General features: G+C 59.7%; 12 protein-coding genes. 1 reads left to right on the top strand and 11 read right to left on the bottom strand.

The genetic code is table 11. The features are described 5' to 3' along the window. Positions 1-120: 120 nt before the first annotated feature. The 11 genes from ACRX4W_RS06330 to ACRX4W_RS06280 all read right to left on the bottom strand — a co-directional run bounded on the left by ACRX4W_RS06330 (position 121) and on the right by ACRX4W_RS06280 (position 12,625). On the bottom strand, positions 121-876 hold the full coding sequence (locus tag ACRX4W_RS06330) for a GntR family transcriptional regulator (protein ID WP_432299661.1): 756 nt from the start codon (positions 874-876) through the stop codon (positions 121-123). Positions 877-878: 2 nt separating this feature from the next. Next, the gene (locus ACRX4W_RS06325; protein WP_432299659.1) at positions 879-2,852 is read right to left on the bottom strand and encodes a RecQ family ATP-dependent DNA helicase; all 1,974 of its coding nucleotides are present in this window, start codon (positions 2,850-2,852) and stop codon (positions 879-881) included. Positions 2,853-3,328: 476 nt separating this feature from the next. Next, a complete protein-coding gene (locus ACRX4W_RS06320; RefSeq protein ID WP_055252132.1) occupies positions 3,329-4,048 on the bottom strand; it encodes a GntR family transcriptional regulator in 720 nt (239 codons plus the stop codon). 104 nt (positions 4,049-4,152) lie between these two features. Then, positions 4,153-5,160 carry a YitT family protein gene (locus tag ACRX4W_RS06315; protein ID WP_432299657.1) on the bottom strand — a complete coding sequence of 336 codons (1,008 nt, stop codon included), beginning with the start codon at positions 5,158-5,160 and terminating at the stop codon, positions 4,153-4,155. 352 nt (positions 5,161-5,512) lie between these two features. Then, positions 5,513-6,142, bottom strand: coding sequence for an HAD family hydrolase (locus ACRX4W_RS06310; protein ID WP_432299655.1), 630 nt, complete (start codon positions 6,140-6,142; stop codon positions 5,513-5,515). A gap of 158 nt (positions 6,143-6,300) precedes the next feature. Next, complete coding sequence (locus tag ACRX4W_RS06305; RefSeq protein ID WP_233504042.1) at positions 6,301-7,284, bottom strand: SIS domain-containing protein; 984 nt, start codon at positions 7,282-7,284, stop codon at positions 6,301-6,303. A 199-nt stretch (positions 7,285-7,483) separates the two neighbouring features. Further along, positions 7,484-8,317 carry a PTS system mannose/fructose/sorbose family transporter subunit IID gene (locus ACRX4W_RS06300; RefSeq protein ID WP_161115155.1) on the bottom strand — a complete coding sequence of 278 codons (834 nt, stop codon included), beginning with the start codon at positions 8,315-8,317 and terminating at the stop codon, positions 7,484-7,486. 13 nt (positions 8,318-8,330) lie between these two features. Continuing rightward, positions 8,331-9,125 (bottom strand): PTS mannose/fructose/sorbose/N-acetylgalactosamine transporter subunit IIC, encoded by a 795-nt coding sequence (locus ACRX4W_RS06295; RefSeq protein WP_006235136.1) that lies wholly within the window; start codon positions 9,123-9,125, stop codon positions 8,331-8,333. A 36-nt stretch (positions 9,126-9,161) separates the two neighbouring features. After that, positions 9,162-10,085, bottom strand: a complete 924-nt coding sequence (locus ACRX4W_RS06290; protein ID WP_117640938.1) for a PTS sugar transporter subunit IIAB — start codon at positions 10,083-10,085, stop codon at positions 9,162-9,164. Positions 10,086-10,289: 204 nt separating this feature from the next. Then, a complete protein-coding gene (locus ACRX4W_RS06285) occupies positions 10,290-11,372 on the bottom strand; it encodes a DMT family transporter (RefSeq protein ID WP_118066174.1) in 1,083 nt (360 codons plus the stop codon). 260 nt (positions 11,373-11,632) lie between these two features. Then, positions 11,633-12,625, bottom strand: coding sequence for an SIS domain-containing protein (locus tag ACRX4W_RS06280; RefSeq protein ID WP_118066175.1), 993 nt, complete (start codon positions 12,623-12,625; stop codon positions 11,633-11,635). Positions 12,626-12,830: 205 nt separating this feature from the next. On the opposite strand from ACRX4W_RS06280, the gene ACRX4W_RS06275 reads away from it, so the two are divergent. Further along, entirely contained in the window at positions 12,831-13,553 is a 723-nt protein-coding gene (locus tag ACRX4W_RS06275; protein WP_118066177.1) for a GntR family transcriptional regulator, read from the top strand. Positions 13,554-13,564 lie beyond the last annotated feature (11 nt).

Below are 13,564 nucleotides of genomic sequence, written 5' to 3'. Positions count from 1 at the left end.
GCTTTGGACGACGACAGCTCGTACCTGCGGTCGTTCTATGTTGTTCTATTTATAGCACGTGTAACAACGCCCGTGAAGTCATCTCGGCAAATTTGTTCTATGTTGTTCTATCTGTGGACGTTAGATGTCGAACACGTAGCGCGAGCCCACGATCTTTTGGCGACCGAGCAGTAGAGGGCACCCGCCGGCGTCGGTAAAGTATGCCTCCATATAGAAAAGCGGCTCGCCGACCGGAACCTCCAGCAGCGGGGCAGCCTGGGCATCGGCAAGCGCAATCTCCACGGTGCAGGGGTCGGACTTGAGCGGCGCGCGGCCCGAATGCTCCGCAACGAGCGCAAAGATTGAGTTATCGGTGAGGTCCTCGTCGGCCAGCGTCTGCAGGTAGGGATGGTCAGCGAGCACAAAGGCGTTGTTCTCGAGCATGACTGGCACGCCGTCGGCCGTGCGCACGCGCTCGACCACGATAAGCTCGCAGCCGGGCTCCACGCCAAAAAACGCCGCATCCTCGCGCGTCGCCGCGACCACCGTGCGCGACACCAGGCGCGCTCCGGCCACCATGTCGTTGGCGGCGCAGCCCTCGGTAAAGCCCTGGACGTCGCCTTTCTGGCGAATCTTGCGTTTGAGTTTGGGCGCGCACACAAAGGTGCCCCTCCCCTGCTGGCGGTTGAGATACCCCGCGCGCGACAGCTCCTCGATGGCACGGCGCACGGTGACGCGTCCCACGCCATAGGACTTCGCGAGCTCCATCTCGGAAGGAATGCGCGAGCCGGCTGCGTACACGCCGCGCGCGATCTCGCCCTTCAGGTCGTCCATAACCTGCTGGTACAGCGGCACGGCGGAGACGTCCGCGCACTCGGTTTTATCGTCAGTTGCCACCCTTACGCTCCATCCCGCGCATGCTCGGACTCAAACTCTTCAATCGCCGCCATAAACTGCCCGCCAAAGGCATCGGCCTTTTTCTCGCCGATGCCGTTGACCTGGATAAGCTCATCGCGCGTCTGTGGGCGTAGGCGGCACAGGCCGCGCAGGGCCTTGTCGGAGAAGACCATGTACGGTGCCATCTCCAGCTCGGTCGAGATCTCCTTGCGCAGGGCGCGCAGGCGCTCGAACAGCTCGGCGTCGTCGCCCACGCGCGGGCGCTGATCCAGCTCGGCCTCCTCGCGCAGCAGATCCACCGCACGGCGGGCGCGGGCCGAGACCTTGCGCTTGGACGCGCGACGCTTAACGGTAAAGGCGAACGCCTCGTCCTCGACCTCGCCGGCACGCGGGCCCAGCCCCACGACTGGGTACTGCCCCTGCGAGGTGGCCAAATAACCGCGGCCGCACAGCTGGCCGATGATATCCTTGATGCGCCCGACCGATTCGCTCGACAGCTCACCGTAGCCGCGGTCCTCGTCCAGACGCATCTGGCGAATGCGCTCGGTGTTGCCGCCGTGGAGCACATCGGCGACCAGCGATTTGCCAAAGCGCATGGGACGCGTGGCCACATAGCGCACGGCGGCGCGGGCCATATCGGTGACGTCCTCGACCTCGAACTGCGTGAGGCAGTTGCTGCAGTTGCCGCAGCCCTCGGCGTTGTCCGTGACGGTACCGCCTACGGCCGCATGCTCGGCCGCGGCCTCGTCGCCAAAGTAGCGCAGCATGTATTCGCGCAGGCAGCCGGTGGTATTGCAGTAGCCCTCCATCTGGCTGAGCAGGCGGTAACGGTTCTGGAGCGCCCACGCGCGCTGCTCATCGTCGAGCGCCTCATCGGCCGCATCGCCGCGGTCGATCAAAAAGCGGCGCATGCGAAAATCGTTGCCGTTCCACAGCAAGTGGCAGCTGGCCGGATCGCCATCGCGGCCGGCGCGACCCGCCTCCTGATAGTAGGCCTCGATACTCTCGGGCACGTTGTTATGGATGACGTAGCGCACGTTGGGCTTGTCGATGCCCATGCCAAAGGCGTTGGTGGCAACCATCACCTGAATGTCGTCGTCGATAAAGGCGCGCTGGCTTTGGCGGCGGGCGTCGTTGCCCATGCCGGCATGGTATCGGCCCACGCGAATGCCGCTGGGGCCCAGCGCCTCGGCAAGGTCGCCCGCCAGCGCATCAACCGTCTTGCGAGTCGAGCAATACACGATGCCGCTCTCGCTCGAATGCGCAATCACGTAGTCGCGCACCCAGGCAGTCTTGGCCTTGTCGCCCATCTCCTCGCAGCCAAAGTAGAGGTTCTTGCGATCGAAGCCCATCACCACCGTCGCGGGATTTTGCAGGCCGAGCATCTGCTGAATGTCCGTACGCACGCGCTCGGTCGCCGTGGCGGTAAAGGCCGCCACGATGGGGCGGTGCGGTAGGGAATCGATGAACTCGCGAATCTGCAGGTAGGCGGGGCGGAAATCCTGGCCCCACTGGCTCACGCAGTGGGCCTCGTCAATTGCCACAAGCGGCACGCCAATGCCGCCTTCGGCCGCGACTTCCTGCGCAAAGGCTAAAAAGCGCGGCTCGAGCAGGCGCTCGGGCGCCACGTACATAAGCTGGTAGCGCCCCTCACGAGCGCGCTTGAGCACGGTATTTTGCTGAGCCGGCGTAAGGCTGGAGTTGAGATAGCTGGGTCGCGCACCCGCCGCGAGCAACGCACGGGTCTGGTCCTCCATAAGCGACAGCAGCGGGCTCACCACAAAGGTGATGCCAGGCAGCATAAGCGCTGGCACCTGGTAGCAAATGGACTTGCCGGCGCCTGTGGGCATAACGCCCAACGCATCGCGACCGGCAAGAATCGCATCGACCATGCGGTCCTGGCCCGGGCGAAACGAGGTGTAGCCAAAATAGGCGCCGAGCGTGTCGAGCGCCATCTGCTGCATGCTATCGGTCATGGTTTCCTAACGTCAGAATCATCTGCCGCCGATTATACGCCGCCACGCGGACCGGTGCCGCACGGCCGCCGACGATGGGCAACACAATCCAAGGCGGACGAGCGTGGATTTTCGGACACTTTCCGGATGGGCGTGGATAATCTCCCACTTTGAACCCGCCATTGAGCCAAAAACGGGAGATTATCCACGCTCATTCTGTGGGTAGTCGTTGGGAACCTTCTTTAGGTAGTCATTGGGGACGTTCTTGTTTGACTAGTCGTTTAAGAACGTCCCCAATGACTACCTACTTTGCACCATTCTTGGAAACCCCGCCGGTTGAGCATACGTCAGCGAAAACGCCCCTAAGCGAGCAAGGTGACGTGAAAGAGGAGGGAAGCGTACTTTGGTACGCGACCGACGATTGAACGTCAGATTGCCGCTTAGGGGCGTTTGCAGCGTCGACAGGTCCGCCGTTCGTCAGAACGGCGGAACCAACCCTACATGACCATGACGTAGCGGCTGCCCACGTAGTACTGCTTACCCATCAGGACCGGCTCGCCATTGGGACCGGTAAAGCCGGCACGCAGGTTGAGCAGCGGATCGTGCGGAGCGATGCCCAGCTCGGCTGCCTGCTCGGCATTGGCTCGAACGGCCTCGACCGTGCGGTAGCCAACCGAGACGATCGGCGTTCCGCCAACACGCTCGACCTCGGCAAAAATCGACTTGTCCTCAAGATCGGCCGTCAACAGCTCACGGTAGGCGTCAAACGGCACAAAGATGTTCTCCTCAAAGATGGGCTCGCCGTCGGCCGTACGCACGCGCTTGATATGCAGCAGCAGCGCATCCTTCTGCAGGCCAAAGAACTCCATCTCGTTTTGACGCGCCGGAACAATCTGGCGATCGACCACATGCGCACCGGCCTTCATGCCATTGTCGGCACACAGTGCAGTAAACGTCTGCAGCGTCGAGGCGTGGAACTGACGATTGATGTGCGGCGTGGAGACAAAGGTGCCACGGCCCTGCTGCTTAACCAGGTAGCCATCGGAGCACAGCTCCTCGACGGCTCGGCGCACCGTAATACGGCTCACCTCGTACTGCTCGGCAAGCTCGAGCTCGGACGGGATACGCTCCTTGGGTGCATAAACACCTTTCTCGATCGCATCCTTGATTTCGTCATAAATCTGCTGGTAAAGCGGTGCATTTTTGGGTGCTGGCATATCTGATCACTCTTATCAAAATATCGAAATAACTAATACGTATATAACGTCTAGTTTTATGTTACCTCAGTTGGATAAAACGATACACCACATACAGCAAATCCTTACTTGCCGTCGTCCTGCTGCAGACTGTCCTGCTCGCTGAGGCGCGCCTGCCTGCTGGCCATGCGTGCGGGCTTGTCGGGATCGGGAACGGCCGTGGGCATGGGCTCGTCGACATGACCACCCCACCAGCCGCCCACAAAGTTGAGCGTGTGGAACACGTTGATCACGGCGCCGGGATCAACGTCGCACACCAGCTTGATAATGTCCTGGCTCTCGTAGGTCGAAACAACGGTGTGCAGCAGGTACATCCTTTCGCGGCTATACCCGCCAACAACCTCGGCGCAGCTAATGCCGTGCTGAAAGTGATTGACATAGGCAGTCATGACCTCATCTGCCTTGCGCGTCGTGATCTGCAGCGTCACGCGGTCGTAACGGCGGTAGAAGCTGTCGATGGTCTTGGTCGAAATAAACTGGAACACGATGGAGTACGCCGCGTTGTCCCAGCCAAACATGAAACCGAAGATTGCCAGGATAAAGCAGTTAAAACCAAAGATGACGCCCCAGATGGTCTTGCCCGTGTGGTTGGAAACCCACAGCGCGATAAAGTCGGTGCCGCCGGTAGATGCGCCGGACTTTAGCGCGATGGCAGCGCCCAGACCCGAGACCACGCCGCCAAAAATGATGAGCATGATCTTGTCGCCCAAAAACGGGGCGAAGTGAAAGATATTGAGGAACAGCGACGAAAGAACGACCTGCATCATCGAGAAGATGACGAAGCGCTTGCTGATGCCGTTCCAGCATAGGAGCGCCACGGGGATATTGAGCGCGAGCATACCGAGCGAGATGTCGATGTGAACGCCGCCCAGCGAGGTAACGCGATCGAGCAGGACCGCGACGCCGGTAAGACCGCTCGGAAGCAGGTCGGCGGGTTGAATGAACGCCTGGATTAGAAACGTCTGCAGCACGGCGGATATGGTGACCGCCACGGCAGTAATGGCGCGGCGGACGATGGTGAGGCGGCCGAGCACGAGCACTCGGTCCGTGAGCTGATCGATGGCGTTCGCCACGTAGGCTCCTTTCGAAGGCAGATGTAGTTGTGGGGCATGCCGGCGATTGTAGCATGGAGCGCGATAAGGCGCCTCAATTCACCCGCTCTCGACAACCAAAACGAGCCAGCAGCTCCCCAACCAAAGAGCCAAATTCTAAGTGAGTAGACTTTTAGCGACCCACCGAGCACACCCAAAACGGCCACCTCTGCGACCTGCGGTTTTGCCAAGACAGATGCGCTTTGTGCTCGGCCTGCGCCAAAAAGTCTACTCACTTAGTTCGAGTCGAAGCCGAATGGACCCAATCGAAGCCAAAATGAGCCAATCCACCGCAAAAGACGTGTGAATTGGCACTTCTCGTGGCGAACTGACGCTACAGAGCAGTCAAAATGTCGGCGAGGTTGTCGATGACGACGTCGGCGGCGGACTGGTCCAGGTTGACGCCCTCGTGCGGACGCAGCGCCAGGACTCGGGCGCCGGAGCGCTTGCCGGCCTCGATGCCCATAGGCGAGTCCTCGATAACCAGGCACTCGGCCGGCTCAACACCCAGCGCCTCCATGGCGCGCAAATAGATCTCGGGGTCGGGCTTAAACGCACTGCACTCGTGACCGCTGATGGTGTAGTCCAGAACGTCGGCGATACCGGCAATCTCCACCAGCTCGTCGATGAGCTCGCGATAGGACGAGCTCGCGATGGCACACTTCACGCCGCGCTCGTGCAGCTTGCGCATCACCGGCTCCGTCTGCTCGTTGAGCAGCTCGGCATACGGAACGGGGTGGTCCGGGCTGTAGACCTGCCTGTACTCCACGCGCAGGCGCTCGCGCAGCTCGACATCGTCGGGCACCAGCGCCTCCCAAATGGCAGGCTCGTTAGACCCCGAAAGATCGGGAATCTCGTCAAAGTGGAAGCCCTTCTCCTCCATAAACGCCACGCGGCGACGGTTGTAGAACCACTCGGTATCGACCAGCACGCCGTCCATATCAAACAGCACTGCCTTGATCATACGCTCTCCTCCCACCTGCCAAAAAGGGACAGGTTTATTTTGGTAGGTTTTATCTGGGGTTTTGCGGCGCAACGAACACGCCCTCCCAAAACAGAAAAGGGGACGGGGCGCAAACCCCATCCCCTTTCAATCAACCCGTAAGGTCTACTTACTTGTGATTAGTAGGAAAGCTTCCACATGTAGCGACGCATGGTCAGCGGGTGCTGACGGGCCTCGGCGATCTGATTGCCGTACTCGCGCATAACGGCGAGGTGCAGCAGCGGGTTGAAGTAGGTGACGACGCTCGCGGGCACGGCGTCGGCCAGGCCGTAGTCCTTGGAGTCGATCAGAGCGACCTTGGCGCCCATGCGCTCAAGGAAGGTGAGGGCGCGGGCGTCCATCGGACGGGTGGCGCCATCGGACATGAAGAAGACGTAGGGCTTACCCTCGGTGGAAACCTCAAACGGGCCGTGGAAGTACTCGCCGGTGTTGTAGGCGGCGGCGTCGATCCACTGCATCTCGGTGAACAGGAAGGCGGCGTGAGAATAAGCCATCTTCTCGGAGGCACCGGAAGCCATGAAGTAGATCATCTTGTCGTCCTTGAAGTCCTCGGCGAACTTCTTGGCGAGCTTCTTGCAGTGCTGAGCGGCGTTCTCGCAGAGCTCGAAGACGTTGGTGAGGCCGGTGATCATGTCCTCGTAGTGGTCATAGCCCTCGGTCTGCTGAAGAATCTCGAGAGCAAGAGCGATGGCGTAGCCGGGCTTCTCGCACTTGGCAGCATAGTTGGCGTGGAAGCCGTGAACGATGACATGGTCGGCGTCGACGGTCAGAGCGGAGCCAGCCTTGTTGGTGAGGGAGACGACCGGGCAGTTGTGCTTCTTGGCAGTCTTGTTGGCCTCGACGGTCTCGGGCGTGGAACCACCGAGGGAGCAGGTGATCACGAAGGTGTGCTCGTTGACCCAGGAAGGCGTGTCGTAGTTGAACTCGTTAGCGGTGAAGATCTGAACGTTCAGCTTGTCCGTGTTGTTGGCCAGGAAGTACTTGGCGGGGTAAAGGTCGGACATGGAAGCACCGCAGCCGACGAAGGCGACGCTGTGGATCTCGTGGTTGGACAGGACGTCAGCGACGATCTGCTTAGGGAGGTTAAGGTCGATCTCGTACATCTGACACATTCCTTTCAATTTTTGCGGCGCCACATTGCCGGGCGCTCGCAGGGTTACCGTGGTTTGGACCGAGTCGCCGGCCCGTTGAGGATGCGACAAAGGGACTGTCCCATTGTCGCATTTTGGGGATGGAAGCCTGCCTGGGGTATGGGATGCCAGGCAGGCCCCCCGGGGAAAGCGGTTAGGCGCTTAGTCGCGACTAAGCCAGGATGCCGACCGCGGAGAGGGCGATGCCGCCCACAATGGCGATCACGAGAAGCCAACCGGTGTTGACGTTCTTCTTGATGAGCCAGTACATAAGGCCGGTGAGGCCAAGGGAGATCATCTGGGGCATCATGCTGTCCAGGATGTCCTGGATAACGACGGTGCCGTCAGCGAACTGCAGCGGGGTGGTGGCGCCGATCAGCGTGGCGATCATGCCGCCCACGGACATAAGACCCACGATGCCGCAGACATACATGAGCTTCTCCATGAGGTCGCCGCCCTGAAGCTTGCTCAGGTACTCGTGGCCGCCCTGATAGCCCATCTTGGCTGCGAACCAAGTAATCAGCACGGAGGGGACGATGGAGATGAGAAGGGCCAGGATCGGGCCCATGATGGAGCCCTGCTGAGCCAGCTGAACGCCCAAGCCAAAGGCGATAACGCGGATGGTGCCCTGGAAGAAGGAGTCACCGATGCCGGAAAGCGGGCCCATAAGGGAGGTCTTGACCGCGTTAATCGAATCGGGGTTGAAATTCTCGGGATCCTTGGCGTACTCCTCCTCCATGGAGGCGGCGAGGCCCAGGATGAAAGCGCTCGTCTGCGGGGTGCAGTTGTAGAACGCCATGTGACGGTGGTAAGCCTCTTTCTTAGCAGCAAGCTGCTTGGGGTCGGACTCGTCCGGATAGAGGCGATCGAGCGTGGGAACCATACCGTAGAGGAAGCCCATGTTCATCTGACGCTCGTAGTTCCAAGAGGCCTGGATGGCCCAGGAGCGCCAGAAGAACTGGCTGACCTTCTTGTTCAGGGACACGTCCTTGGTTGCGGTTGCCATAGTGTGTTCCTCCTTAGTCTTCGTCGTCTTCGAGCGGATCGTAGTCGGAATCGACACCGGCGGCTGCATGGGAACCGTTGAACTTGAAGCCCATGAAGACGACAGCCAGGCACACACCGATCAGAGCGACCGCGATGACGGACAGGTTGAGGTAAGCGGCGAGCAGGAAACCGATGAACAGGAACGGAGTCATACCCTTCTTGATCATCATGGTGAGCAGCAGGGCCAAGCCGTAGGCGGTCATGATCTTGGTCGAAACGTTAAGACCAGTGGACAGCCACTCGGGAACCATGTTGACGATGGCCTGAACCAGGTCGGTACCGACAAAGACGGCGAGGAAGATCGGCAGGAAGTACATGACGGCGTACAGACCGGAGCCGGCGCAGATGTGCATGCGATAGGCGGTCTTGAACTTTCCGTTATCGATCGCGCTATCTGCCACATGGGTGAGGGCGGCGATGATGGAACGGAACACGATGCCGAGGAGCTGACCCAGGACGGCGACCGGGATGGCGATCGTCATGGCGGTCTCGGCGGAAGCATCGGTCAGGCACGCAAAGGCAGCGGCCACGATGCCGCCCAGGACCATATCGGGCGGAACGGCGGCGCCGACCTGCACCAGGCCCATGGACACGAGCTCGACGGCGGCACCGACGGCAAGGCCGGTGGGCACATCGCCCAGCAGCAGACCGACGAGCGTAGCGCCAACGAGGGGCTGCTCGAAGTTAAGACGGCCGAGCAGGCGGGAGTCCCACATGCAGAACACGCCGACGAGGCCGACGAGCACCGCACTGATGAACGTATTCATACCCTTCTCCTTTCAGTCAGGCAAAAGCCTGGTTGATTACAGCTTGGCGTCGATGTCGACGCTCTGATACGTAGGGGTCTGCTGGACATAGAGCTTAATGCCCATGTCGAGCAGCTGGTTGACGTCGGCCTTCTGGGTGGCGTCGAAGAAGACGGAGCTGTCCTTGCCGCCGACCTGTTCGGCACCGTCGTGGTTGGCGGTGGCGCCCAGGTTGATGGCGTCGAGCTTGTAGCCCTGGCAGAACTGCAGCATCTCGGCAGTGTTGCCAAAGACGAACATGACGCGCTCGCCGAGGGTGTTGAGCTTGTCCATCTTGGCGAGGGCACGCTCGACGGTGAAGACGTTCAGGCGCACGCCCTGGGGCTTGGCCAGCTTAAGAGCGCCCTTCTTGATGTCATCGTTGGCGGCAGCGTTGTCGACGACGATGATGCGCTCGGCCTGAACCTTGGTGGTCCAGGTAAAGACGACCTGGCCGTGCAGCAGACGGTAGTCAAGACGTGCGAGGACGATCTTGGCGGGACCGGAGCTGTGACGGGACGCCTTGGCCTTCTTGGCGGGAGCCGCGGCGACCTCGACCGGTGCGTTGGGGTTGGTCAGACCGGTGCGGGCCTCGTTGATGAGGGCCGCGAGCTCGGCACCCTTGACGGGGGCGGGGCTCATAGCGAGCGTCAGTGCCAGCGGAATGTTGAAACCGCTGACAACCGTGAACTTCGTGCCGTTCTTGGAAAGCTCGACCATGCTGTTGTTGACCGAGCTGCCGAGCATATCGGTCAGCACATAGACGGTGTCGTCCGCGTTGAACGTGGCGATCATGGCGTCCACCTTATTGGTGATGGGCTCCTTGTCGTCACGAGCAAGCGACACGACGTGGACGTTCGACACGTCGCCGAGAACCATCTCGAGCGTGTCTTTGGCGCCTGCGGCCAGGCCGCCATGAGATGCGAGAATGATCTGATTCATCTTGCCTCCTCCTTTTCGTTATGGTCATTATAACGTCTTATACGTTGCTTATTTTGCTAATTAGTATATAAACCGTTCGCGGGTGAAAAACGACCGTTGGCGGGTTTAACGCAATCGAAACGATGGTCTTGGGTAGGTCGGCGCTGGCTAGGCACCGCCCGGCCAAACGCCGGGCGCTACCTGCTCAAACACTCCGCCAATCCCCTATCGCACGAAGTACCAGGGGCTTTCCTGCACGGTGGGCTCCAGCGTAATGCCCGTGCGCTCGCGGAACAGATCCATGTCCTGCGATTTCTCCGTCCACCACGCGTTGGGCTTAAAGGTCATGCTCTCAATGACATGGCCGACAAACACACTGTTGCGCAGCTTGGAAAAGTCGGTGTTCATGATCACGATGGACGCGAGCACCAAAACGATGCCCAGAACCTTGATCGCACCGGCGGGCTCGGCGTAGACACCAATGCCCAGCAGCACGGTGACGACCGTCTCGAATGACATTACGACGGGAACTTTCGACGTCTCGAGCCCCATGGACAGACCCTGCATATATAAGACATAGGCCACGGCTGTGGGGATGAGTCCAAAGCCAAGGAACAGCAGCAGCAGCTGTGGCGACATTGCCGCGGCGACATCTGGCCACGGAGCCGCGATAGCCGCCATAACCGCACCGCCAAAAACAAGGCCCCAAAACGTGACAGCCAGCGGGTGGACCGTCTTGGTTGCTATCCGGCTAAACACCGCGAGCGACGCGCCACAAAAGCCCGCAATCACGCCCGACGTGACGCCCCAAACCGAAAAATGAAAACCGGAAAGGTCGCCATCGGTCACTGCAAGTACACAGCCACCGATGTTAAAAGCGATGGCAACGAGCTTGTTGGGAGTCACATCCTCGCGATAAAGTACGCGACCGAGCATGACGCCAAACACCGGCGAGGTGTAAAGCAGCACCGAGGCCGTGGACATGCCCACCTCGCCCATGCACTCGTAATAAAGCGTGTTAGCGGTGGCGAGGCCGATAATGCCAAGAAGCGCACAAGGAACAAGCTCTTTAGGACTTGCCTTGAACAGTGCCAGGGGACCCGATGCCTTTCCCTCACGAGCACCTCCCTGGCAACCCATGAATGCCAAGACCGGAGCCATTAAGACGGCACCCGACAACAAGCGAAAGGCAGCCATACTCTGGGACGTAACGCCCATGGCCGAGATGCCGTTTACAAAGATTCCGATGCTGCCCCACATAAGCGCGGCGATCAGCACCAGCACATAGCCCAGATTGCTTTTCTTCAACGCAGCCTCCTCGGTATTGTTTCCAATATGTTTCACACTACGTTATAGTCGTTATATACATTTTTCAAGGCACAAATCGGCGAACGGGAAATCTCTCGACACAAGGAGTGTCCCCAACTGCCGGCAGAAAGGGAACGTCCCCAAGTGCCGCTCTAGCAGTTGCAGTGAAATAGTTCTCAAACAGAGGCTTCACGCCCCCAAACAGGAACTATTCCACCGCAACTCATGAGGGGTATTGGGCTGTTAGGCCGCTCTATCCCTTAGTAATCCAGCTTCCACATGTAGCGGCGCGTCATGTAGTCCTTGTGGGTGACGGCGGAGAGCGCACGCATGTAGACGTTGTTGAGGATCGGGGCAAAGATCAGGTGGTTGAAGTACTCGCTCACGCTGTCCTTGATGTCGTTGAGGCCGAGCTCCTTGGCGTCGAGCTGGTAGACGCGCTCACCACCGTACTGGTTGACAAAGCGAATGCCGCGCTCGTCGTTGCAGCGGCTGCGGCCGACGCTGATGAGCTGGAACAGCGAGGTACGCTTGTCCAGGATCTCGAAGGGACCGTGGAAGAAGTCGCAGGTGTTGATGGTGCAGGAGTCGATCTGCAGCATCTCCTGCACGTTGCAGATGCTAAAGACGTAGGCGGCACCAAAGAGCGGACCCTGAGCCATCACGTTGATGCAGGGCTTGTCGGCGTTCTGCTCGGCCCACTTGGCTGCGAGCGGACGGGTGTACTCGACGGCCTTGCGATAGATGGGGTCGACCAAGTCGAAGGCGGCCATAGCGGTCTCGTACTCGGCATAGCCCTCGGTCTGCTGCGTAAGCTCCATAGCAATCATGGTCACGACGGCGGAGTTGGTGCGGCCCATGCAGGACTCGTCGATGGCCAGGCTGTCGTACTGGATCTTGTAGTCGCAGACCTCGGTGAGGCCGGACTCGTCAACATAGATGGCGATGGTGCTGGCGCCGTGGTTCTTGGCGACCTGGGCGGCGACGATGGTCTCCTTGGTGCCGCGCATGGACACGACGACGGCCAGGGTGTTCTCGTTGACGTAGGCAGGCGTGGCGTGCACGAACTCGTTGCTGGTGTAGCTGGAGCTCACGACCTGCGTGGCCTCGTGCTCCATAAAGTACTGGGCAGGATAGTTGCCGCCGTTGGATCCACCGGCGCCAATCCACACGACGCGCTTGATGCCGCCCTTGTCTGCCTTGTCAGCCAAAACCTGGGAGACGACGTCCTTAACCTGTTCCTGAGTAGTCATCGTGCATCAGCCTTTCTTCTCGTTTGATGCTCTCGATGGCATACAAGTTACATACATGTTTTGGTTATGTCGACTAGTTGTATGCTATATTTGTCTTAGAAATATTGCTGGTAAAGTTTTCGGCAAGCCATTACCAGCGGTTTTGTTGTCATGTTGGATACATGCTTGGTTCTGTAAGCATACAAGTTAGATACAGGTTGTTCGCATGAGCACTTCGTCGAAAAAGAACTTGACCCAATACGAGCGTCTGGCGGCAACGCTTCGCGACCGCATTGCCGCCGGCACCTACGCCCGCGGAGATAAACTGCCGTCTGAGATGGAACTCATGGACGAATCGGGCCTGTCGCGCAGCACCGTGCGCCATGCCCTTAAGGTGCTTGTTGACGAGGGCCTGATTCGAACCGAGCGCGGGCGCGGCGCCTTTGTGGCCGACACGCCCGCGCTCCACGAGAACAACCTGGTGTTTTCGAGCTATACGGCACAAGTCCAGGGTCAGGGCATGAAGCCCACCACGCGCACCGTGGACTCGGGCTTTGCCAAGGCGGCCGGCAGCATAGCTAAGTTCTTTGACGCCGCCATGGGCAGCAAGCTCGTCAAACTTGTCCGCCTGCGCTACCTGGACGACGCGCCACTGTGCCTGGAAACCACCTATCTACCACCGAGCTTTGAGGCACTCATCGATCGCGATATCAACGGTTCGCTCTACGCCATGCTGCGCCAAGAATTCCATCGCGCGCCGGCACAGGGACATAAGACCTTTGAGGTGTGCTATGCCTCGCAAAACGAGGCGTTTTTGCTCAACGTTGAGCGTGGGCAGGCGCTGATCTTGATCACCGACTACGTCTACGACACCGACGGCCGCCCGCTCCATATCTCCAAGCGTATCCAGCGCACCGACCGCGCCAAATACACCGAACCCATCGGCTAACCAACACCAAA

This window comes from Collinsella aerofaciens (assembly GCF_964283865.1).
Classification (GTDB): Bacteria; Actinomycetota; Coriobacteriia; order Coriobacteriales; family Coriobacteriaceae; genus Collinsella.
This window is presented reverse-complemented; position numbering and strand designations above follow the sequence as displayed.